Origin of the sequence: Silvanigrella paludirubra, assembly GCF_009208775.1 — a bacterium.
GTDB lineage: Bacteria > Bdellovibrionota_B > Oligoflexia > Silvanigrellales > Silvanigrellaceae > Silvanigrella > Silvanigrella paludirubra.
This window is the reverse complement of the sequence record NZ_WFLM01000006.1, coordinates 1-22,628: the sequence shown is the minus strand read 5'-3', so window position 1 is coordinate 22,628 and position 22,628 is coordinate 1. Positions and strand designations below refer to the sequence as shown.

Below are 22,628 nucleotides of genomic sequence, written 5' to 3'. Positions count from 1 at the left end.
ATGCAAACCTCCGGTTATTTATGTCTGTTCACACGGTCAGTTTCTCTTAGAAAAAAATATTCCCTTATACAAGTACAATTATTAAAAATAGATAAATTTTAAAGAGATAAAGGGGGTTACCAACTTAAGCCCACATCTAAAAAAAGCATTAAAATAAAACCAAAAATAAATCCTGTTGTTGCTTTGGATTCATTACCTGATCGATGTAGTTCTGGGATCATTTCTCCACATATCACATATAGCATGGCTCCTGCGGAAAGAGCCAAACCTGCAGGAAGCAATGAGTTTGAAATTGTTGTTGCTAGACAGCCTAAAAGAGCTCCAAAAGATTCAGCAAGTCCTGCGATTAAGGTGGCATTAATTGCATATTTATTTGAATATCCATAAGCTTTTAAAGATAAAGCAACAACAAGTCCTTCTGGAATATCTTGAAGAGCAATACCAATAATTATTGGCAAAGCGATTTTTACTTCGCCACTTCCTAATCCAACTCCGACAGCAAGACCTTCAGGGAAATTATGAATTGTGATTGCTAAAATAAATAACCAAATTCGCTTTAAAGCTTTACTTTCGCCGCCTTCTTTTCCTTTTAAAAAATGTTCGTGTGGGATTTTTTTATTAAGGTAACTTATTCCAAAGCTGCCTAAAAAAACAAATAAAGCAATGTAACTTGCAACTGTTAATTTATTTGTATATTTGATTTCAGCTAATGAAATGGCAGGATTTATAAGTGAAAAACAAACAGCGCCAAGCATAACGCCAGCGCTAATACCCATTAAAATATCTCTTGTTTTAGTAGAAATATTTTTAAGAAAAAAAATGGGCAAAGCTCCAAAACAAGAAGCTAAAAAAGTAACTGTGGTGCCTATTAATATGATATTTATAAAGGAATGTGTGTCTAGTGTCACTTTTTTAAGTTATTCCTTATTATATATTTTTATTTTCATATTTTTCACCACTTTACTATAAAAAAAATGAATAAAAAAGAAGATTTTTAAAAAGAGCTTAGTCCTTTTACAATTGCTGTTAGCTTCATAACATCATGAATTTTATTTCTTGATACACCCAAATCAAGCACCGCTTTTTCATGTGAAATTACGCATTTTTCACAGCTATTTAAAATACTAATAGCAAGTGAAATGATTTCAAACTTTTCTTTGCCCATTAATGGTTTCGCAAGTGCATTCATTCTTAATCCAGGAGAACCATATTCTGAAGAAGCGTTAGAATCATTTTTTTCAGAGAAAAATCTGAACTTATAATATGTATTTAACATTCCCATAATAGCTGGAATTTGCAAAGCTTCATTGATTAGAGTATCTGGAATTTGATTAGCTCTTGCATTTTCAATACCTACAATCATTAGCCCTTCAAATTCAAGCATTTTTCCAAGTGATATAATTAACAAAGATAACTCTTCTATGTCAAGTTGTCCTGAAGTTGTTACTTTTTCAAAATTTAGTTTTAGATCTTTAACTGCTAATCCATCTAGTCTTTCGGTATATTTTTCTATAAAAGAATTTAACAAATTTTGGGTTTCCATTTTAATTTCCTATGGATAAATTTTAGAAAATGCCACAGAATAAAGTGGCATTTTAATTGTTACTTAATAGTAGATTGTCCTTTTTCCCAATTACATGGACACAATTCGTCTGTTTGTAAAGCATCAAGTGTACGTAAAACTTCTTTCACGTTGCGTCCAACAGATAAATCGTTCACGCTTACCCAACGGATTATTCCTTCGGGATCTACTATGTAAGTTGCTCTAAAGGGTACTTTTTCAGTTGGATGCAGAATGCCTAACGCTTCGCTTAATTCTTTTTTATTATCAGCGAGCATAGGAAATAAAAGACCCTTTAAGTCCTCATGGTTTTGTCTCCAAGCTAAGTGGACATATTGACTGTCTGTACTTGCTCCATAGAGGTCGGTTTCACGATCTAAAAATTGTTTATAAGATTTATTAAATTCAGCTATTTCGGTAGGGCAAACAAAAGTAAAATCCATAGGCCAAAAAAAGAATACGGACCATCTTCCTTTTATTTTTTCATTATCAATTGTTGTGAACTCTTTTCCTTTTTCTAATGAAACTACGGAAGGAACAGAAAAGGTTGGAAAGGATTCTGAAACACCAAGAAAACGTGACATAAAAAAACCTCTAAAAATTGAGATGAGTTCAATTCATTAAAAACCTAGGACTCTTATTTTATAAGAAGCAAAAGATATACTAATGCTTAATTTAGAATTAATCTAAATTTAAATAGAAGTCAAGTTTATGGATCTTGATTTGTAAAATATTGATATAAAAGAATAAAAAAAATCCTCGCCAGAAAGGAGAGGATTATAAATTTAACTAAAATATTTTTAAAATATTTAATTAGTTGCTTTCTAAAGATTTTTTAAAGAAAGACTTTGCAGAAGTTAAATTCTTTTTATCGCGCATGCAAATGCTTAAAGTAGAATCTTGGCGATCACGAGCGCGGTACATGTATTTCCAGTCGCCGTTACATTTAATGTAAGACTCTTCTACTTCGTAGCTAGGAATACGTTTGCGTGATTTTTTATCAACATTATCACCGAATTTTTGAACCCATTCGTAAACAGTTTTATGAGAAACTTCTACGCCGTGTGTAGACATTTTTTCAGAAACAGAACGGAAAGTCATGTTTTGTTGAAAATAGAATTGAACAGCAGTTTCAATAACTGCCCAAGGATAGCGATGTTGTTTGTCGATTCTTTCTTTATTTGCCATTATAGAGGACTCCTTACAGAAAACACGATTATTCTTATTACATTCCCTTAAGATAAAAGGTAACGTAACAGTGTTTTTTTGATATATCAAATGAATTTTATAGGCAAGAGTTTATTTATATTATTTGTTGCGATGAATTTTATTATGTTAAGAAATAACTAGATTGTTTGTTACTGTATTAATATCAAGTATTTGAGCGAATTTGGCACTTAATCCAATCCAGCGTTCTATAGCAGGTTTAACCATTCCCACAAGGACATAACAAGCTTCTTTTGCATGCTCATGTACTGCAAGTAACGTAGCATCTTCAACATGATAAGCGATAGTATCAAGTTGTCTTAGAAAAACTTGAGCATCTGGCTCTAAATTTTCAGGGTCTTTATTTAATAAATATATGGGTCTTGCCCCTAATGATAAAAATAAATTACAGTCATTAAGAAGCGTTTCTAGGCTTTTTTCATAATTTTTTCCAGAATCCCAAAGTTTTAAAGTTACAACTTTTAAATCAAATACAAGAAGTCCAGCCATATCAAGGGCAACTTGAAGGCTTTCATAAGAAAGTTGTTCTGGGGTATCTAACTTTACATCTATGGTGTCTTCATTTTCAAGCTTTAATCGAAGATATTCTGGATTATCAATATCAATATTACTATTATTTATACATATGGAAGTCAAAGCACTATTGTTTTTTTGTGCGATAGCTTCTAATTTATTAACTAATATTGATAAAGTATCCACACTTTGTAATGGGGGAACTCTTTTGCCATTTACCCTTACATCAGCCATTATTTTTACCTCCAAAATCTTGAACTTTAACAATGCATGTTAACTTTTTAAGCTGGTCTCTTTTGTAAATCTTGTCTTTGTATTTGATTCATTAGGCTATGAGCTCTGCTATTCATTGGATCAAGTGATAATATATTTTCCATTAATTGAAGCGCTATATCTACTTTTCCTGTTTTAAAAGCTATAGTGCCAAGAGTATAAATCATATTTACATCATGAGGATGGAGTCCTAAATAACGTATTAAAACTCTTTCTGCATCAGCATACTCTTCCATTTCAAAAGAAAGCTTTACTAAATTGAAAATGGCGACCGTATTGTCTGCTTTTAAATGACAAGCACGTATTGTCCAAGAAAGAGCTTCTTTCAACTCATTTAAACCTTCAAATGCTAAGCCAAGACCAAGACTCGCCATGTCATCGTTTGGAGCTAAACTAATTGCTTTTTGAAATTGAGGCACAGCAACATTGTAATTATTTCTTTGTAATGCAACTGTTCCTAGTCCAATAAAACATTTTGCACAGTATGGATCGAGTTCAAGTGCCTTTGTATAATTTGAAACTCCATTATCTAAGTCACCAAGTTTAGTAAAACAATCACCAATTAATCTAAATAAATTTCCTTGCTGAACAACAGAAAGATTGTTTTTTTGAAAAGCTTGAGAAATTAAATTAATGGCATCAATATATTGTTTTGCAACAACCATTTCTTCAATTTGATTTATTATTTTTGAAGTATTTTCAGTATCAATGGCAGGTGTAACAACAATAAGTGATTTAAAAATTTCAGATATTTCATTAGAAATTTTTTCAAAAGGAAATTCATTAGCAATTGCTTTTTTAATAGCATGTTTAACATTTGTTACTTTGTCTTGTTTTTCAATCGTTTCCTGCATGAGTCTAGCTAAACTATGAATGCTTCCTGAAGAAAACGTTTTATAAAACCGGCTTACCCATTCTCCAATCCAATTATTCCCATTGGAGATAATAATAATATCTGAAGAAAGGGCGCACATGACATCGTAGGTGCTATCTAAAAATTTAAGTGCATTTCCGTTTACGGGAGCAATAGAGCCATGAATTACAGCATCGCAAACAGATATAATACAGGAAAATTGATTTCCTGGTATCTCTTTTAGACCGTCTCCGTTTGGATTTAAAAAATACACATGGTCATCAATGTCTAATTCTACAACACTTTGTCTTATATCCGCCGCCGCTGAGCCTGTTCCGCAAAAACAAAGCCTTGCTCTTCCTTGAAATGTGGGATTGCTTTGTAACAAGTTTTTAAAAGCAAATACGGAATCAAGAGCACCAGACTCAATTTCAAGTGGTCCTAAATGGAAAAATATAAAATCAGACTCGGGAAGTCCTAAAGAAGCTCTTAATTCGATTCTCCGAAAAGTAGAAATTTCTGCTGAGTATCTTTGAGAATTCAAACCACGTGAAACGCGACGAATTCTTTGTGAACTTACATCTTCAAGATAGGACCAAGTTGCTCCATCTTTATCAAAACATAAAATAAGATCTGCATTTTTTAAAACTTCTTTTCGAACTGTACGTTCCCTTGCTATGTTAGGTAACGGTGAGCCATTTGGAGATCTTGCTCCTAAATTAGCATGAGGAGGTCTTGGTGCATTTTGCCAAATAATAAGACGAGAGAAATTGTTTCTTTTGACTTTTGATGCTTGGTAACTTGCTAAGGAGTTTTCTCCTAAAGATACAATTAAAGAATAATCTTCAAGCTCTTTTTCTAATCCAGATAAAAATGTTTTATTTTCATTCATGGAGTCTAGTGTATAACAAGTTAAATAAAGTGTCGTATTTGAATTATTTAAAAGCTTTGCAAATTGAATAAATGTTTTTTCTTCACTTATATGGGTATATAAAGCGCCTTCTAATCCTAGTTTATTGACACAATAATTCCATATTTCTAGTTCACAAGGATGTGGAAGTTGTGGCGCAATAAAAGCAATTTTTTTAGATTTTTTTAAGACATGAGAAGCATGTCTTTCTTGTATATTTGACAAAGACTTTCCAACATCTCCTTCTATAAATGAAAGAAAATTTGAAAAATTTGATTTTTTTGAATCATTTATAATGCTTTCAAGGGAGCTACATTTTGTCATTTGGAATTATCCTCCCAAAGAAAATTGATTATTTTTATATGCATTTGTTACTTTACGAATTGATTGTAATCTATTTAGTTCTGTTAATAGTTTACTTAAAATTTGTTTTAATATTGTTTTAAAGTTTTCATCATGTTCATTTATTACATTTCTAAATAAAGTAATTTCATTTTTAAACTCAGGATGATTTTTCATTCTCTGACTAAAAGCAGAAATGATACCAAGTCTTTTTTTCATAAATTTTTGGGTAATGAGCTCTAAATCTTTGGGGCTCATAAATGTTTTATAAACACCTAATTGAAGTTCTGAAAAGAGTTGAATATGGAGATGACTCCATTTTTGCCAAAATAATAAAAATTCAGATTTTAAAGGTGATAAATCAAATCTGTTTTCAAGATTTGATTTTAAGTTTTCATAACTTGACATCTCGTTAAACATGGCTTTTTCCACCAGTTTTCTTCCTTTAAAGAAAAGAATTTTTTTGGATTCCCTAGTTTGAGTTTATTGGATTGCTCTACTATTAATCAATTATTTGAGATGTTGCTTTTTTGGCTAAAATCCTGCACTTTTTTCTACTAAGCAAGATCTTTCTATCTTGCCACATTAGGAGAATATTCAAATGACTAAAGAACTTATTGGAACAGCAATTGAAGTGGACGATGGTAAGGTAACATTATCGGATTTTATGGGTAGCGATCTTTCTGTTGTAAATGCAGCGCGCGTTAGTTTTGGAAAAAGAAAAACTGAAATGGATGAGAAAGATGTTAAACTCATTAAATATCTTGCTGCTCATAAGCACATGAGTCCTTTTCGTCATGTCGTATTTACCTTTACTTTGGAAGGCGTCTCTGAAGTTGTATGCAGACAGTTATATAAACATCAGGTTGGCTGTGCTTATACTAGCGGTGAATTTAAAGAAGCAGCTACAACTTGGAATGAAGTATCTGGGAGATATGTTGAGTTTGATCCTGAATTTCATATTCCATCTGAATTTCGTAAACAACACAAAAGTAACAAGCAAGCTTCCCAAGAAGGTGAGCTTGTAGAATCGAATGATGAAGCTCGTGCTATTTATATGAATGCAATAGAACATGGCTTTTCTTCTTATAAAAAATTATTAGAACTTGGAGTTTGTAAAGAGCAAGCTCGTATGATTATGCCCATCAGTTTTAAGAATGCTCTTGTATGGACAGCCTCATTAGAAGCGACGGTACATTTTATAAAATTGCGCGATCATGAAGGAGCGCAACTCGAAATTAGAAATCTAGCGAGAGCCATTAAAAAACTTATTGATCCTATTTGTCCCCACTCAATAGAAGCATTGCTAAATTCAGAAAAATAAAAAAAGAAAAAATTACCTACAGTCTAGAAAATCTTTTCCGATATGCAAAATGTACGCATGGCAATTCGCCTGCGGTACATTTTTCTTAGTTTGGCCAAGGATGGCCGCACCCCGTACCAAGTGGTTTTGGACTGTGGTGAGTTTCATGGAGGAGACCAGCTATGGGTTTGCGTATACAAACCAACATCCAATCCCTTAATGCTCAAAGAGCTTTGAGTATTACAACCAAGCAAAATGATGAGTCCATTGAGAAAGTAAGCTCAGGTTATCGCATTAACAAGGCTTCAGATGATGCTGCGGGTCTTGCTATTAGCGAAAAATTAAAAGCGGACGTTCGTGGTCTCAACATGGCAAAACGTAACGCTAGTGACGGTATTTCTCTACTTCAAACTGCCGAAGGTGGAATGAATGAAATTGGAAATATCTTATCTCGTTTACGCGAGCTTGCTGTACAAGGTTCTTCAGATACAATTGGGAATAAAGAACGCGGATTTATTCACAAAGAATTTAATGCTCTAAAAGACGAAGTAGATCGTATAACAAACTCAACAGAATACAATGGAACTTTATTATTAACTGGTAAACCTGAAGAAGCAGAAGGTGGCTTGCCAGAAGATATGACTAAAAAATCAAATCCTCCACCACTAGAAGTTCAAGTTGGTAAAAACTGGAGTGAAATGACAGATGGTCAAAGTGATCCATTTAATGAAGAGTTTGCTCGTAATCCAGTAAACATCATTAGACTTAACTTTGATAAAATTAATACAAGTACAGTTGGTCTAGGAATTGGTCGTGCAAGTGATGAATCATTGGAATCCACTGGTGTTTCTTTAGAAGGTGGAGATCACAACGATTCTAAATTGCGTGCTCAAGCTTCTATTAACAAACTTGATGATGCTATTTCTAAAGTATCTGAGTTCCGTGCAGATATGGGTGCGTTGCAAAACCGTCTATACTCTACAATTTCTAACTTAAGTGTTCAATCCGAAAACTATTCTGCTGCGAATAGCCGTATTCGTGACACTGACTTTGCAGAAGAAACTGCAAAATTGGCTCAGTCCAACATCCTCAAACAAGGTGGTGTGGCTGTTCTTGCTCAAGCCAACCAAAGCCCTGGTGCAGCAATGCGCTTGTTAGGTTAATTTTAGGTTGTATACTTAATTGTAAAAGAAAAAGAAGATCTTTATTATTTCTAATAAAGATCTTCTTTGTTTGCTTTGTAAAATATTTTCTAAAAAAATTGTAATAAACCAAAATTAAACCCATAAGTATGAAACGGATTTAATGTATAAGCACAGTCTATACGTAATGCAACTCTGTTTACTTTTAATGGTAAAATACGGATTCCAGTACCGACACTCACTCCTGTGTAGTTAGAAAACATATCAGGAAATGTATTAGAAGCATATCCAACGTCAGAGAATAATGCGTGTTGAATAGCAAAATAATCATTAACATAACTAGGTATTCTTAATTCAAAATTGCTAAAATAGGAGAATTTTCCAGAAAATTCTCCATCATAAAATCCTCTTATTTTATCTAGACCACCAATAAAATATTGTTGAGAAAGAACATCGCTTGAAGTTACACTTATATTACTTCGTATTGCTAAATAAGATAATCTTGGTAGAGGTATGGTAAATAAACCTAAATTTATATTAGGATGATAAAATTGTAATGTGCTATTTAAAGATGTATAATTATCATTTTGTGCTTTATATGATTCTGCAGTTGTATCTAAAATAGAAACAAAATTGACTCCATCCACTTTCATACCATCATAATTAATTTTTCCTAGGGTTAACCTTCCTTCTAATGCAACAGATGATGATGATGGGGGAGAATTATAACTATTTTTTTTATTTGTTAATGTGTCAGAAGAATTAATACCATCATCAGTGATGTCATTTTTTAAGTATAAAGCTCCAAAACCTAGAAATAAAGTTGGTGTAATTTTAATATCAGTAAATAAATTAAGCATGTCTCTTTTGTTAGCAAAAGTTCCAGTTACTTCTCTGTTTTTATTATATGTATGAAATATATTATGTTCTCTAGTCATATAATTAACTAAATTAAAACGACTTCCTAAAACACTCGGGTTTCTAAAATAAACAAAAGTAGAGCAATTATCGTTTTTACATCCATATGTGAAATTAAATGTATATAGTCTTCCTATAAAATTCGTCTCATAAAGACCTAAAACAAGATACGATGTGCCACCACCTGACCCAGCTAAAAAATAAGGTAATAAAGTCCATTTTTCATCTAATTCAAAAACTATTATGATTTGATTATTTTTGTTTAAACTTAACTTAACATCAATTTTAGAAAAAACTTGTAAATTTTTTAAATTTTGTAGAGAAATTTTTAATTTCTCTACAGTAAATATATTTTGTTCTTTTAGCTCAATGTTGTCTTCTATAACATCATCATTTGTTCTATTGTTTCCAACTAAATCAATTGAGGATATTATTAAACCTTCCGCTTTTTTAGGAGTTATATATGAAATATTTGTAGAATTTTCTTGCTCTGTATTTTTATTTATATCTTGTGAAAATACAGGATTTGTGTGTAATAAAGATATAAAAAATGAACCTGCAATTACAAGAAGGAGGGAAATATCTTTTTTATATTTTTTTAATTTACAAATGTACACTAAAATTCATTTTCCTGATTATGTTACTTTTTTACTAAAAAATTCAAAATAGCTTCTTCACAATTCTTTACGATTTCGTCGTAATTATACACTCCTTCATCAAAAAGCCACTGTAAAGCTATGCCGTCAATCATGGCGATAATCATACTGGCAAATTGAGCAGAATCTCCTTTTCGAAAAACGCCTTGTGAAATTCCTTGTTGAATGATGACGGCTATGGAATTTCTAAACTTAGCATAATGACTTGCTATTTCTTGGCGGACTTTTTCTTTTTGGTCTATTTGGGTCCAAAAGTCCATATTTATTCGATAATATTCTCTTTTATTTTGAACAACGCTTGAGCACATCCAGATTACATTAGAAAGCCTTGCTATTGGATCGGGGTTTAAATCACCTGAATGAAGAAGATTTTCAATGTCTGCACTCACATGATCAAGAACAGTCATCATGAGATCTTCTTTATTTAAAAAATAATAATGAATTATACCCTTAGATACATCTGCAACTCTCGCCACATCTTGCATCGAAAAATTGCTATATCCATAGCGTGTAATGCACTCAATCGTTGCATTAATTATTTGGGTTTTTCTTTCTGAAGCGAGGTCGGAACGGCTCATAATTTAATTTCCTGTTTTAAATCGTCAATTTCATATCTGGGAAGGAACGGATAGTCCCCCATGAACTAAAATAGCTTAAGATCAAAGTACCATGAGTCAAGAGAATCATTTACAAACAAAGGAAACTTAAGGTCTAAGGAAAGACATATGTACGATTTGCTTCAGGTTATGCAGCAAGATGGGTACCTGTCTTCTGGAGAGCTGATAGCCTTAAGAAAAACATGCAAAGAACTAGGGGAAAACCCTGTTCGTATATTACGTTCTTTAAATATCGCTTCGCCAGAGCAAATTCAAGAATATCTGCAAAGGTATTTTAGAGTTAATGCTTTATCTGATAAAGCGATATCTATGCTTGATGAGAGTTATCAAAATTATATACCTATAGATCTAGCCATTCACTATAGTTGTTTTGGTCTTGGTGAAGAAAATTCTATTTTGTATGTTGCTTTAGAAGATCCCTCCGACAGAGGAGCCATTCAACAACTCCGTTTTTTTTTAAATAAGAGAATTATTGGAATTTCTGCAACAGTTTTTCAACTTGCAGAAGGATTATCTAAAATATATCGTGTCAGTATTCCGAATTTAAAACTTACAACAGTAATTGAAAGATCAAGAGGCGTCATTGGTGGTTTGCGTTATGAAGCTCCTTTCGAGGCAGAAGCAATTACAATTGGAGAAGATTTTGCTGGGGCGAATTTATCCGATTATGATTCAGACGAAGTTAGTAGTTTTGTCTCTAATTCAGAAATGGGATCTTCAGGAAAATCGGAAGGGCATAAAGGCGATGATGAGCCGTCACCAGACATTTCATTTCCTGAGATGAATAGTATTGCAAAAGCTCCCGATCCATCTATTGGTTTTATTGATGGAAGTAGCGGAGAAATTGCAGCTGGTGTTTTAGATGTAGAAGATAAGCCAGATATAGAAGGTGCGGGTTTATCCATGAGCCCACCTGTTGCTGAAATAAAAGAAGCTACTGCCCCATCTACAGAAGAAAATCCACCTTCTGAGGCTCTACAGTCGCAAGAAAATCAAACAGTAGAACCTGCTGAAGCAAATCAAGAAAATCCAGAAGAAAACTTATTAAGTGAAGAAGCTCCATTGGAAGCAGCACCACAAGAAGGTGCAGAATTAATTGAAGAAGCTCCATTGGAAACAGCACCACAAGAAAGTGCAGAATTAAGCGAAGAAGCTCCATTGGAAACAGCACCACAAGAAAGTGCAGAATTAAGCGAAGAAGCTCCATTGGAAACAGCACCACAAGAAAGTGCAGAATTAAGCGAAGAAGCTCAATTGGAAACAGCTTCGACAGAAGGTGCAGAATTAAGCGAAGAAGCTCCATTGGAAACAGCACCACAAGAAGGTGCAGAATTAAGCGAAGAAGCGCCATTGGAAACAGCTTCGACAGAAGGTGCAGAATTAAGCGAAGAAGCTCCATTGGAAACAGCACCACAAGAAGGTGCAGAATTAAGCGAAGAAGCTCCATTGGAAACAGCTACTTCAGAAGAAACAATTTCAGAAGAAACTATTGTAAATAACAATAAAGAAATGAATGAAAATCAAATTTCTCAATTATCTTCTCTTGCAAGTTCAGCGTTAATAAAAATTTCGTTGATAAATGATAAAGATAAAGCGATAGAAATTATGAATTCAATTTTAAATTCACATAATGTGAATGTTACTTTTGATGAAAATAATGCTTATAAAATAACTGGTGAGGACTTTTCTTCTTCGGGAGATTTATCATCTGTTATGAATCAAAATGAGAATCCAATTTCGGTTGCATTAGATCCTGTATTAAAGAGAATTTTAAAAATGAATAATTCTGCTTCGTAATTTTGTTAATTTTATTTTGAGGTGTCTTGTGGAAAATGATTTGAACAATTCAGAATCAACATTATCAGCTACAGACTGCATTGCTTCTATGTTAAATGCTCAAAGGCAATTGCTTATTTCTATAAGAAGATTAAATGAATTAGTTGCATTTTCTCAAAGTACAGATATTGAAGCAGAGCGACAACTATTATTAGCTTTACAAGGACAATTTAGAAAAATTACAGATAATATTTCAGGTGTTACAGATAATCTTGGAAACTTATTAGAGTTTAGAAAAACAAAAGATAGAGAAATTCAAAGAGCTTCTTTTAATTTGGATAGTACAAGACAGGCCATTGGTGAAAGCATCGTTACTTTAAATGTTACTTCAGATTATATTAGAGAAAGCATATTAATGAGTAGACATTCTCTATCTGAAACAAGAAAAACAGCAGATAGAAGTCGTGCATGGGGGCGTTTAGGATCTGACCTTTTACATGATTTTAATACGTTTCAAGATCAAACAGAACAGTTAACTGAAGTGATTAAAAGTTGGGATGAATTAATGAGTAAAACGCAAGTTTTACAGAATGAAGTTTTTCAACATTCTCAAAATACGAGAGAGGCAATTCAAGGTGTTACTTCTGCTATGATTGGTGGTCGTGATCGGATGAATGCTGTACAAGAAAAAATTTCAATTTTAGCAAATCGTGTTTCAGATATTGGAAACATAATTGAAGTCATTGATGATATTTCTGAGCAAACAAATTTATTAGCACTAAATGCAAGTATTGAGGCCGCAAGAGCTGGAGATCAAGGAAAAGGATTTGCAGTTGTGGCTGATGATATTAGAAAACTTGCTGAGAGATCATCAACAGCTACTAGAGATATTTATGATAGAATTGAAGCTATTCAAGAAGAAACATCAGGTGCTATGGGTGCCATTAGGGAAGGTCATGCTGTTATCGAAGCAGGTGTTAAAAAAGCAGATACTGCCGATACTTTATTAAAAGAATTAAGAGAAAAAATTGGCCAATTGTCTAGACAAGCTATAGGTCTAGATGACCAACTTGGAACTGCTAAAAACCTATCAGAAGGTAACAAAACTCGAACAAGAGAAATGTTTCGAACAATTAGAAAAATTACAGAAACAGCAACTTTTGCTAGGGATTTAGTAAATCAGGTGGAAACAAGTTTAACAAGTATTGTTGCTGCTGGAACAAGTAGTCTTGCTGCAATTCAAGTAGAAGTAAAAAAATTGTTAGGAATTGTAAGTAATTTAGAACAAGCTCAAAGTGTTGCTAGACAAGTTCATGATTGGGTTCATCATGTTGCCGTTACTTTAGGTGAGGCAAAATCAGATTCTGAAGTTGCAGCAAATCAATGCTCAAGTGGATTGCATCAAGTAGAAATCTCATTTAAACATTTGGACACAGAAAGATCTACGCTAGAATCAATGCAACAAGTTGGCAAAGATATTTCAAGTTGTGTAGATAAAGTCGTTTTAGCAAGTGAATATCTAAAAAATCTATTAACAGCAGGCGTTACTTTACAAATTGGATCTCCAGGACAAGTTCTCATGCTGAAAGAAGATGGAAAATTCTCTGAAATAGATAGTTCTGTTCCAAACAAAATTCAAGATGATAATGCTGCTGAAAATAATGGTGTTAAGGAAGCTAGCTAAATGGGACTCAGAATTACTGGTGGTGTTAACTTAGAAGGAAACATCGCCAAAGCCCAAAAAGAATATGACAATAGTCTTGAAAAACTATCAACAGGTGTTCGTTTTACTAGAAATGAACCAATGCCTGTTGAAAGATCTCTGTCTGATAATCTTATTTCTAAAATGCGTGAGTTAAATGTTTATAAAAGAAATGCAAATGATGGTCTTTCATATACAGAGGCAGCTGAATCAAATTTAAATGCAATATCTAACAATGTGATTCGATTAAAAGAGTTAGTTGCGCAATCAACAAATCCAGCATTATCGGATAAAGAACGCGGTTTTTTATTTATAGAATATCAAGCAAATTATCAAAGTTTAGTAACTACTTCATCAACTGCTAGTCATATGGGTCGTCAATTATTTAGTTCAGATGATGATAGTGATTTTGAATATCAAGGAATTGGAAGAGGAAATGGTTATACTACAAGTTCAGTTCATGTAAGGGTAAGTGCTCCTAAAATTTCTGATGGAAAAGACGTAGGTATTATTAGTATAGAAGATTTAGATCATGTGAAAACAAAACCAAATGATTTGGGAATAAAATCAGCAGAAAAATTAGCGAATGCAGAAGATGGTGTTTCTATTGATGATGTTTTAGATAATTTTAATGTAAGTAATGAAAAAGAATTAGGTGCGAGTTTTGATGAAGCTCATTCAAAAATTTCATCATTTAGAGCAAAATTTGGTGCAGCAACTTCAAGTTTATCTTCCGCTCTTAATACAATTAATGTTGCTTATGAAAATACAGCTGCGGCAAATTCAAGAATTCGAGATGTTGATTATGCGACTGAAATAACAAATTTAGCAAAAGCAAAGATTCTCGTTCAAGCCAGTACAAGTTTACTTGCTCAGCGAAATAATAATTCCGCACAAAACATTTTAACCCTTGTTAAAGGTGTTGACAAAAATTCATAATAATTTTTATTGTAAATTTACTAAATTTGAATCAAATATTTCAAAGCAATTTTCTTCAGGTATTATTTGAACAACAGGAAAATTATATATATTTATTTTTTGCCAATTATAATTATTTTGTATTTTAGAAAATACTTTAACAGCAGATCTGGCAATAGCGTAGTAGCCATCAGTAGTATATGGAAGATCGGTAGAACTGATCTTTTTAAATTTAAATTTTCCCACTTTTTTCCCTAAGTATTTCATTTCAAGAATGGTTATTCCAAATTCATCATTGTATATTTCTAAGTTTAATATTGTATTTGTTTTTCTATTTAATATTTGTTTATTTTTATCATTTAAACATAATTGAAGCCAAAATCCTTGAATAAAAATAGTTACTGTTGTTTCTGGTGAATATAATTTAAAAAATTCATTTTTGGAAAGTTTTGCTAATAAATGACTAAATTTTCCTTTTTTATCAAAAGCAGATTCTACTTTAGTGCCTTGAAAGAGTTCTGAAGCAATTTCTTGCGGGGTTTTTTGTATGTATTGATTTGTTTTCATTGTTTTATTTCCTTTTTATTTAGTCTATTTGATTTATTTCATATTAAAATAAATCAATTAATTTTATGAATTCTTATTCATAGAGAAGAAAAATTATAATTTTTTTTCTCTATGAATGATTCATAACTTAGATTTTTAAAAAGGGTATGTCGGAGATTTGACTGGTTGTGAATTAGACAAATTTATTTTTAATAAAATTTGATGATATCAATTATACGATTGGGAATCTCCAGCCATAGGTATCTTTAATTGTCCCTGCTTGGATTCCAATTAAATTCTTTTTTATGTGTAAAGAAATATCACCAATTTTCTCATTATTTATGATTATTTTTTCATCCTTATCAATAAGGCATGTAATTGGGGAAATAACAGCTGCCGTTCCACAAGCAAACATTTCTGTTAGTTTGCCCGACTTTGCATCAGATAAAATTTGAGATATTTCAATTCTCTTTTCTTCTACTTCATAGCCTAAAACTTTGGCAATTTCTAATACAGACATTCTTGTAATTCCATGAAGAATACTTCCATTTAGTGCAGGGGTTACGATTTTATTTTTGTATACGAACATTACATTCATCGCTCCTGCTTCTTCCACATATTTATGCTCATTGGAATCTAACCATAATACTTGTTCAGCCCCCTTTTCTTTAGCTGTGCGCATTGGAAGTAAAGCAGAAGCATAATTTCCTCCACACTTTGCTTCTCCAGAACCTCCAATAGCAGCTCTTGATAGATTTCTTTCAATATAAACAGCGATTCCTGTTTCTGTTGAAAAATAGCTTTTAGAAGGGCTTAGAATAATGAAAAATCGATAGGTTTCAGAGGCTCTGTAGGATACTCCCTTATCCAGAGGAATCATGGAAGGTCTAATGTATAAAGCGCCAGGGGAGGGTAAAATCCAGTCTTTTTCGACTTTCACAAGCTCTTTTATGCAATGTACGAACAAATCTTCGGGAAAGGGGATCATACCCATACGGGTGGCAGAAAGAGCCATACGAGCTGCGTTTTTATCAGGTCTAAATAGGAAAATTTCTTTATCATTTGACTCAGATCGGTATGCTTTTAGGCCTTCAAAAATGGTTTGTCCATAATGAAAAACAACGGAGTTAGGTGTCATGGAAAAAGTTTTATAAGGAATAATTTCAGGTGTTTGCCATCCGCCTTTTCTAGGTAGATAGTCGCAAATGAGCATATGATTAGTAGGTATTGCTCCAAATGCTATGTTTTCATTCAAAGAAGGTGGGTTTTTTCTTTTGTGTTTCGGCAACAGATTTTTTATGATTTTGAAATCTTTATTTTTAATCATGTTTTTATTAGAAGAATTCATTTTTATTTTCCTTCATGATTTGATGATGAGGCGAGCAATTTCTTGGCATTTAAGTAAGAAATAGAGACTCGCTGGAATATTTATCATGTTTTTCCGTTTAAGTAAGAGCCATTGTAGGGATTTGTTTCTTTACCAGAAATTTTTTGAAAAAAATTTCATTGGATGCTTGACAAGATCTTTGAAGGTTGGCATACAGGTTTCACCGCTGCTTGGGGCATCGACAAGTGGTAAGTCAACGGTTTTTGATACCGTCATTCCTAGGTTCGAATCCTAGTGCCCCAGCCACTTTTCTTCTTTTAATGACTCCTCCAAAAAACTTAAGCAAATAAAAGATCGCTTATTACTTTAAAGTAAAATTATTATGTTTGAGAATTTAAATCCTTTCATTATTTTTTATCAAATTAATTTAATGGTTTTTTTGGAAACTTAATATACACGGATGTTCCTTCGCCTTCCTTGCTTTTTATTTCAATTGTTCCTTTGTGCATACTCACCATGCTTTTTACTAAAGACAATCCAAGACCCATATTTTTTGAAGAAGTATGTCTTGATTTTTCTATACGATAAAATCTATCAAATAAATGTGGCACACTTTTTTCTGGAATACCGATTCCTGTATCGCTTACTTCTATATTTAAATACTCTTCACTTAAAAAAGCAATTAAAATAATTTTTCCATTTTGTTTATTATAGGTTATTGCATTAGATAATAAATTACTAATTATTCTTTGGAATAAAACTTTATCTACGTAAGAATGAATATCTTTTTCGCATTGAACTGAAATTTCTATAGATTTCTCTTCTGCAATTCCATCATAAAGATCTTTCATATTTAATAATTCTTGATGAATGTCTATTTCTTCCGCTTGAATATGAATATTGTGTTTTTCTGAGCGTGATAAAAAGGTTAAGTTATCAATAATTCTTGTTAATCTATGACATTCTTCTAAATTAGAATGAAGAATATCTACATACTCCTGCACAGTTCGTTTGTTTTGTAAAGCGACTTCTATCTCTCCTTTTAAATTATTAACTGGAGTTCTAATTTCATGCGCAATATCATCAGAAAATTGGCTAATTCTTTGAAAAGAATCTTCTAACCTTTCTAAAACTTCATTAAAAGAGTTTTTAATAATTTTTATTTCCTGAGGAAGCCAATCATTATCAACTCTTTCATGTAAGTTAACAGAAGTAATGCTTCGAATTTTTTTAACGACTCGATGAATCGGGCTTAATATGATTTTAGATATAAAAACCGAAAGAATGAGGCAGGTTATTAAAATGGCAAGAGATATAAAGCTAGAGCGGTTTTTAAAATTTGTTAAGATGGATATACGATTGGTTTTATCAGCTAAAACTTCAATATGAAGGACTTTATTGTTATGTACGATCTCTTTTTTTACATAATAAAAGTATTTTGAATTTTTTTGTTTTATATTGATCTCTTCATCTGGAGAAACTAAATTTTCGTTTTGATTTTCTCGCAAAGAATAAAGAAATTTAAACATTCCTGGGGTGATAAATATTATTTTTCTGTTTGTAACATCTTCTACTAAAAAAAACAGATTATCATTTACTTCAAAAAATAAACATTCAAAAGGTGAGCGATTTGGGTTTTCTTTTCTGTCTATAAGTCTAACAATTTCTTGTATATTTTTTTCAAGAGTTACTTTTTCAGTTTGATTGTAAAATGACGAAATAAAACTATTAAATAAAAAATTTTGAGTTAATATCAAAATAATACAAGTTATAAAATACCAGAATGAAAGCCAAATAGTTAGACTAATATTGAAATTATTCTCTTTAATATTTTTATAAAATAGAGATACTTTGTTCATTCCTAACTTTCATCAAACATGTAACCAATACCTCTAACCGTTTTAATAAACTTCTTTTTAAATCCATCATCAATTTTAGCTCTAAGGCGTCTAATATGAACATCAACTACATTTGTATCTGTGTCAAAATTGATATTCCAAATTTTCTCAGAAATTTCACTTCTCGATAGAGCAACGCTATTATTTCTTATTAAAAGGGATAATAGCATAAATTCTTTAGGGGTTAATTCAATTCTATTACCTTCACGAGATACTCTTTTTTTATTTAAATCTATTTCAAGATCTGCAAATACCATAATATCTTTTTGTATAGAGGATTGTCTTCTTAAAACTGTTTGAATTCGAGCCACAAGTTCAGAAAAAGCAAAAGGTTTTACAAGGTAGTCATCCGCACCTAAATTAAGCCCTTTAACCTTATCATCGGTATCATCTCTTGCTGTAAGCATTATTATGTACGTTTTGTTATCTGAAGCTCTAAGTTCCTTTAAAATCGACCAACCGTCAAGTTGAGGTAACATGACATCAAGAATAATGAGATCATAACTATTTACTTGAGCAAGAACCAATCCTTCTTGACCATTTGATTCAACATCAACAACATATCCTTTTTCTGTTAAACCTTTTCTTAAAAAGGACGCTGTTTTTTCTGCGTCTTCAATTATCAAAATTTTCATTGGAAATATCCCCTATAATTAATAACTATCAAAATTTTCTTGCTATTCAATGTTCAAATTTTGACAAAAATCATGAAATTTTAAATAAATTTCTGAAATTGTTAATAAATGTAACAATTGTATTTGTTCTCTTATTCTAAATTATTGTTATTATTGGTTTAATTTATAAACAATAATTAATCTAAAATACAGTATTAATGTAACATTATTATCTATAAAAATGTAACATTAATATCTATAATATAATTAATTTAAACTATTCCTTTGTTTATATAGTAAATTATGATTTATTTGAAATAATTCTTTAATAAAATTTTAATCTGATTGTAATATTTATATTTTTTTAATTTTATTGTTATAATGATTACATAAGATTATAATTATAATTATTACATTACATTTCATTTAACTTCAATTTAACGACTTCGTAATCAATAATGAATTAAATATCATTTGTGCTTTTAAAGATTGATAAGAGCTGTTTTTGAAGGAGTAATTCAGAATATCAATGCTTTATTTATTTAATTTAACAATTAATTGTTCATATAATTAGTTGTTTGTGGTGAAAGGGTTTTTTATTGATGAAAAAAATATTTATTATTTTTTTGATTATTCCAGTATTAATTTCTTCTTGCGAGAAAAAAACAGCAGGAAATAGTGATTCTAATTCAGTAATATCTGTTACAAATAGCGATCAATTTATTCCTTCTCCTATCGAATGTGTAGAGTAATTTAATTCACATTTTAATTTTTATTAATTTTTTTTAATTAGTCATTCACAACAAAAAGGAAACTTTAAATGACAATTCGTAATTCAAAACTTATACAGTTATCTCTTATAACTTTAGTAGGTGCTTCATTTGCTATTTCTTGTAATAAAGGTAGCTCTTCTAATTCTGCTTCTGAACAATCTCCAGAAGTAAATCCAGCGCAAGATCAACAACCTAACTTAACAGTTACTATGTCTGTTCCTCAAGTTGTTGCTAAAGTTGGTGACAAGAAAGAGCAAGTATTAGTAATTAAAAATGAAGGCTCTAAATCTGCACAAAATATTACAATTACAGGCGTTGAAGGCGGATTAATTACAATTAAATCCGAAACTCCTGCTGTAGTTGATCCTGCTAAACCAGTAGAACCAGCAAAAGCTGCTAAATCTGAAGCAACAACTCCAGTAGTTGATCCAGCTCCTGTAGTTGATCCAGTTGCTGACACAAGTTGCTTAAATAAAACTTTAGCTGCTGGTGAAACATGCCAAGTAACTATCGTTTTTGCTCCAACTGAAGTTGCAAGCGGTAAAGAAACAATTTCTGTTGCTTATTCTAGCGAATCTGCATCCGCTACAAAAACAACAGCTTTTGATGTAAATTATTTAGCAAAAGGGGAAGTTACTCTCGATATTCCTACATTAGCTCAATTAAAAGCAGAAGTTTCTAAAACAGACAAAAAAACTTTAACTATTACAAATAAAAGCGCTAATGCAATAACAGGAATTAAAATTGCTGATCTTGCATCTCCTCTTTCTATTACAGGGAATACTTGTAAAGAAACACTAGAAAAAGGTCAAAGCTGTGATATTGAAGTTACTTTCGCTCCAGCAGATTTAATGGATACGAAACAAAATCTTCAAATTACTTATAATGATGTAGATGAAGAAGGAAATTTAGTTCCTGTTACGATACCTTCTGTAATTTCTTACCAAACTATTGGTAAAGCAGACTTATCTTTAAATTCTTATGCTGATTTCTTAGTTTCAAATATCAATAAAGATTCAGCAATTCGTACTTATACAATTAAAAATAATGGAAATGGCAAAGCTACTTTAGTTACTTTACCAACATTAGTAAAACCATTATCTATAAAATTAGATTCATCTACATGTAAACCAGTAGACGGAAAATCTTTTGAATTAGCTAAAGATGCATCTTGTACTTTTGATGTTTCTTTAAATTCTGATAAAATTGATGAGCAAAAAGAAGTTGCTATGGTAGTTACTTATAATGATGGTACTACTAAAAAATCTGCAATTACTACAATCAATTATAAAACAGTTGCGGCAAATGTATTAAACTTGTCTCAATATAAAGTAAATTCAAAAAGTATCCAAATTGATACTTCATGTAATAAAAAAGAAATTTACGGAAATGGAAAACACAATATTCCTTTAGTTCCTACATTTACAGCTACTGATGACTCAGGAAAAGCAATTTCTGTTAAGTTAGAAGACGTTGTTGCAAGTACACAAGTTCAACTAGTTTCTGGTGGAATTAGTTCAGACGCAACTTCCATTTTATCTGCAGCAAATAACTTTACAAAATGTACTGAAGGTTCTTCAATTCCTTCTAATACACAAGCTAAATTTATCTATACTGAAGCTAATGGCCAAAAGTTAGATGTTGGTGCTAAAATTTCTTATGTTGAAAAAGATGGTACTGTTACAACAATTAGTACTGAAGATAACCAAGCTGGAAGAGTAAATTTAGCTGTATTAGCGAATCCTCTTAAAGGTGTTGATACTGGTTCCTTATTTACATTTGGAATTGTTGCGGATGGTTATAGTGGAGATCTTGTTACAAGAGATAACTACAGATTATTCAAAATTTCTCCAGATGTTAAAACTTATGCAACATTAAGTTCTTCTGAAGTAAGTCAAATTCGTGTAACAAACAAAAACATGAACCGTAGCTCAGCACTAATTGGGGTTGACTTTAAAGGTGGATATTCTATTGATTTAGGTTGGTTTGACCAAGGTGAGAGAAAGACTTTCTTAAATAACCAATATAGAAGAGAGTTCTATTCTGGAAAATTCTTATCTGGTAAATTAAAACCTGATTCCGTTACTTACGTAACTTTAAGCAAGAATAAAAATCAAGATTTAACTTTAACTTCTATAGGTAAAAATGATTATGCTTTTGCTTCTATCTCTGACTCTGGAATGCCAAGTTGGGTTGGAAACTACCAATGGCACTTACCATTTATGCTTGAAATGAATGGTGTAGATTCCTTCGGTAACCCTTTCTACGCGCAACTTAACGACAATATGTAATTAGAAATAATTGCATAACATAAATTAGCACTTGCTAGTTAATTAGTAAAAATAATTCTAGCAGGTGTTTTTTTTGGAAATTTAATTAAGACGGATAAAAAAAAATGAAAAGAAACCATGTTTTAAATAAAGTAACAGCATTATTTAGTACTGGTCTAATGCTATCAAGTCCCTTTCAATCGTATGTATATGCGAGCGGGATATCTAAGTTAACAGCGGTTGTATATAGCTCAGCAGAAGGTGCTAAAAGCACTCAGACAGTAGCTAAATCAACAGCAGGTACAGAGCTTAGCGGAACTAAGGCTTATGCCCAAAGTGCAAGTAATACCCAAGGCGGAGCGGATAGCAATAAGCCAGTAAGTGATGCTTACAATTATAAAGATTTATCTCAATCTGTAGATCCAAGAACAGGTGCATTTTCTCTATCATATAAAATAGGAGATGTAATTGGGAATGGATTTGAAGATC

Annotated in this window: 21 protein-coding genes and 1 tRNA gene; 9 read left to right on the top strand and 13 right to left on the bottom strand. The window is 31.7% G+C overall.

The window, feature by feature from the left end; translation table 11 throughout:
* Positions 1-116: 116 nt before the first annotated feature.
* The 7 genes from GCL60_RS15550 to GCL60_RS15520 all read right to left on the bottom strand — a co-directional run bounded on the left by GCL60_RS15550 (position 117) and on the right by GCL60_RS15520 (position 6,099).
* Positions 117-908 (bottom strand): ZIP family metal transporter, encoded by a 792-nt coding sequence (locus tag GCL60_RS15550; protein ID WP_202614046.1) that lies wholly within the window; start codon positions 906-908, stop codon positions 117-119.
* An 86-nt stretch (positions 909-994) separates the two neighbouring features.
* Entirely contained in the window at positions 995-1,543 is a 549-nt protein-coding gene (locus tag GCL60_RS15545; RefSeq protein ID WP_153421598.1) for a carboxymuconolactone decarboxylase family protein, read from the bottom strand.
* Positions 1,544-1,602: 59 nt separating this feature from the next.
* Positions 1,603-2,145: a peroxiredoxin gene (locus GCL60_RS15540; protein WP_153421597.1), complete on the bottom strand. Its 543-nt coding sequence runs from the start codon at positions 2,143-2,145 to the stop codon at positions 1,603-1,605.
* A 229-nt stretch (positions 2,146-2,374) separates the two neighbouring features.
* Positions 2,375-2,839, bottom strand: a complete 465-nt coding sequence (locus GCL60_RS15535; RefSeq protein WP_153421596.1) for a DDE-type integrase/transposase/recombinase — start codon at positions 2,837-2,839, stop codon at positions 2,375-2,377.
* Between the two features lie 57 nt (positions 2,840-2,896).
* Positions 2,897-3,535, bottom strand: a complete 639-nt coding sequence (locus GCL60_RS15530) for a hypothetical protein (protein WP_153421595.1) — start codon at positions 3,533-3,535, stop codon at positions 2,897-2,899.
* A gap of 47 nt (positions 3,536-3,582) precedes the next feature.
* Complete coding sequence (locus GCL60_RS15525; RefSeq protein WP_153421594.1) at positions 3,583-5,661, bottom strand: tetratricopeptide repeat protein; 2,079 nt, start codon at positions 5,659-5,661, stop codon at positions 3,583-3,585.
* A 6-nt stretch (positions 5,662-5,667) separates the two neighbouring features.
* Positions 5,668-6,099, bottom strand: coding sequence for a hypothetical protein (locus GCL60_RS15520; RefSeq protein ID WP_153421593.1), 432 nt, complete (start codon positions 6,097-6,099; stop codon positions 5,668-5,670).
* Positions 6,100-6,280: 181 nt separating this feature from the next.
* Between GCL60_RS15520 and thyX the strand changes: the two genes are divergently transcribed.
* Positions 6,281-7,003, top strand: coding sequence for an FAD-dependent thymidylate synthase (thyX, locus tag GCL60_RS15515; protein ID WP_153421592.1), 723 nt, complete (start codon positions 6,281-6,283; stop codon positions 7,001-7,003).
* A gap of 161 nt (positions 7,004-7,164) precedes the next feature.
* Positions 7,165-8,145 carry a flagellin N-terminal helical domain-containing protein gene (locus GCL60_RS15510; protein WP_153421591.1) on the top strand — a complete coding sequence of 327 codons (981 nt, stop codon included), beginning with the start codon at positions 7,165-7,167 and terminating at the stop codon, positions 8,143-8,145.
* A gap of 89 nt (positions 8,146-8,234) precedes the next feature.
* On the opposite strand, the gene GCL60_RS15505 is transcribed toward GCL60_RS15510, so the two are convergent.
* On the bottom strand, positions 8,235-9,659 hold the full coding sequence (locus GCL60_RS15505; protein ID WP_161998245.1) for a POTRA domain-containing protein: 1,425 nt from the start codon (positions 9,657-9,659) through the stop codon (positions 8,235-8,237).
* Positions 9,660-9,682: 23 nt separating this feature from the next.
* Positions 9,683-10,276: a TetR/AcrR family transcriptional regulator gene (locus GCL60_RS15500; RefSeq protein ID WP_153421589.1), complete on the bottom strand. Its 594-nt coding sequence runs from the start codon at positions 10,274-10,276 to the stop codon at positions 9,683-9,685.
* A gap of 147 nt (positions 10,277-10,423) precedes the next feature.
* Between GCL60_RS15500 and GCL60_RS15495 the strand changes: the two genes are divergently transcribed.
* The 3 genes from GCL60_RS15495 to GCL60_RS15485 are packed head-to-tail and all read left to right on the top strand — an operon-like array spanning position 10,424 to position 14,732.
* The gene (locus GCL60_RS15495) at positions 10,424-12,112 is read left to right on the top strand and encodes a GspE/PulE/PilB domain-containing protein (RefSeq protein ID WP_153421588.1); all 1,689 of its coding nucleotides are present in this window, start codon (positions 10,424-10,426) and stop codon (positions 12,110-12,112) included.
* Between the two features lie 28 nt (positions 12,113-12,140).
* Positions 12,141-13,775, top strand: a complete 1,635-nt coding sequence (locus GCL60_RS15490) for a methyl-accepting chemotaxis protein (protein WP_153421587.1) — start codon at positions 12,141-12,143, stop codon at positions 13,773-13,775.
* A complete protein-coding gene (locus GCL60_RS15485; RefSeq protein ID WP_153421586.1) occupies positions 13,776-14,732 on the top strand; it encodes a flagellin in 957 nt (318 codons plus the stop codon). It begins immediately after the preceding gene.
* A gap of 6 nt (positions 14,733-14,738) precedes the next feature.
* Here GCL60_RS15485 and GCL60_RS15480 read toward each other — a convergent pair whose 3' ends face one another.
* Positions 14,739-15,278 carry a hypothetical protein gene (locus GCL60_RS15480; protein ID WP_153421585.1) on the bottom strand — a complete coding sequence of 180 codons (540 nt, stop codon included), beginning with the start codon at positions 15,276-15,278 and terminating at the stop codon, positions 14,739-14,741.
* A gap of 211 nt (positions 15,279-15,489) precedes the next feature.
* The gene (locus tag GCL60_RS15475) at positions 15,490-16,605 is read right to left on the bottom strand and encodes a branched-chain amino acid aminotransferase (protein WP_153421584.1); all 1,116 of its coding nucleotides are present in this window, start codon (positions 16,603-16,605) and stop codon (positions 15,490-15,492) included.
* Positions 16,606-16,815: 210 nt separating this feature from the next.
* Here GCL60_RS15475 and GCL60_RS15470 point away from each other — a divergent pair.
* A tRNA-Gln gene (locus GCL60_RS15470) sits at positions 16,816-16,890 on the top strand.
* Between the two features lie 116 nt (positions 16,891-17,006).
* Here GCL60_RS15470 and GCL60_RS15465 read toward each other — a convergent pair.
* Together GCL60_RS15465 and GCL60_RS15460 are read right to left on the bottom strand one after the other, a co-directional pair.
* Positions 17,007-18,443 (bottom strand): heavy metal sensor histidine kinase, encoded by a 1,437-nt coding sequence (locus GCL60_RS15465; RefSeq protein WP_153421583.1) that lies wholly within the window; start codon positions 18,441-18,443, stop codon positions 17,007-17,009.
* A gap of 2 nt (positions 18,444-18,445) precedes the next feature.
* The gene (locus GCL60_RS15460; protein WP_153421582.1) at positions 18,446-19,117 is read right to left on the bottom strand and encodes a heavy metal response regulator transcription factor; all 672 of its coding nucleotides are present in this window, start codon (positions 19,115-19,117) and stop codon (positions 18,446-18,448) included.
* Between the two features lie 581 nt (positions 19,118-19,698).
* Between GCL60_RS15460 and GCL60_RS15455 the strand changes: the two genes are divergently transcribed.
* The 3 genes from GCL60_RS15455 to GCL60_RS15445 form a co-directional block, all read left to right on the top strand.
* Positions 19,699-19,848, top strand: a complete 150-nt coding sequence (locus GCL60_RS15455; protein ID WP_153421581.1) for a hypothetical protein — start codon at positions 19,699-19,701, stop codon at positions 19,846-19,848.
* A 68-nt stretch (positions 19,849-19,916) separates the two neighbouring features.
* Entirely contained in the window at positions 19,917-22,160 is a 2,244-nt protein-coding gene (locus GCL60_RS15450; RefSeq protein ID WP_153421580.1) for a choice-of-anchor D domain-containing protein, read from the top strand.
* Positions 22,161-22,264: 104 nt separating this feature from the next.
* On the top strand, positions 22,265-22,628 hold a 364-nt coding region (locus tag GCL60_RS15445), incomplete at its 3' end, for a hypothetical protein (protein WP_153421579.1).

Coding starts and splice junctions, on each gene's coding strand:
- GCL60_RS15500 (WP_153421589.1), bottom strand. CDS start 10,276: ATGAGCCGTTCCGACCTCGCTTCAGAAAGAAAAACCCAAATAATTAAT.
- GCL60_RS15450 (WP_153421580.1), top strand. CDS start 19,917: ATGACAATTCGTAATTCAAAACTTATACAGTTATCTCTTATAACTTTA.
- GCL60_RS15465 (WP_153421583.1), bottom strand. CDS start 18,443: ATGAACAAAGTATCTCTATTTTATAAAAATATTAAAGAGAATAATTTC.
- GCL60_RS15530 (WP_153421595.1), bottom strand. CDS start 3,535: ATGGCTGATGTAAGGGTAAATGGCAAAAGAGTTCCCCCATTACAAAGT.
- GCL60_RS15460 (WP_153421582.1), bottom strand. CDS start 19,117: ATGAAAATTTTGATAATTGAAGACGCAGAAAAAACAGCGTCCTTTTTA.
- GCL60_RS15540 (WP_153421597.1), bottom strand. CDS start 2,145: ATGTCACGTTTTCTTGGTGTTTCAGAATCCTTTCCAACCTTTTCTGTT.
- GCL60_RS15480 (WP_153421585.1), bottom strand. CDS start 15,278: ATGAAAACAAATCAATACATACAAAAAACCCCGCAAGAAATTGCTTCA.
- GCL60_RS15455 (WP_153421581.1), top strand. CDS start 19,699: ATGAAAAAAATATTTATTATTTTTTTGATTATTCCAGTATTAATTTCT.
- GCL60_RS15475 (WP_153421584.1), bottom strand. CDS start 16,605: ATGAATTCTTCTAATAAAAACATGATTAAAAATAAAGATTTCAAAATC.
- GCL60_RS15495 (WP_153421588.1), top strand. CDS start 10,424: ATGTACGATTTGCTTCAGGTTATGCAGCAAGATGGGTACCTGTCTTCT.
- GCL60_RS15510 (WP_153421591.1), top strand. CDS start 7,165: ATGGGTTTGCGTATACAAACCAACATCCAATCCCTTAATGCTCAAAGA.
- GCL60_RS15485 (WP_153421586.1), top strand. CDS start 13,776: ATGGGACTCAGAATTACTGGTGGTGTTAACTTAGAAGGAAACATCGCC.
- GCL60_RS15525 (WP_153421594.1), bottom strand. CDS start 5,661: ATGACAAAATGTAGCTCCCTTGAAAGCATTATAAATGATTCAAAAAAA.
- thyX (WP_153421592.1), top strand. CDS start 6,281: ATGACTAAAGAACTTATTGGAACAGCAATTGAAGTGGACGATGGTAAG.
- GCL60_RS15520 (WP_153421593.1), bottom strand. CDS start 6,099: ATGTTTAACGAGATGTCAAGTTATGAAAACTTAAAATCAAATCTTGAA.
- GCL60_RS15545 (WP_153421598.1), bottom strand. CDS start 1,543: ATGGAAACCCAAAATTTGTTAAATTCTTTTATAGAAAAATATACCGAA.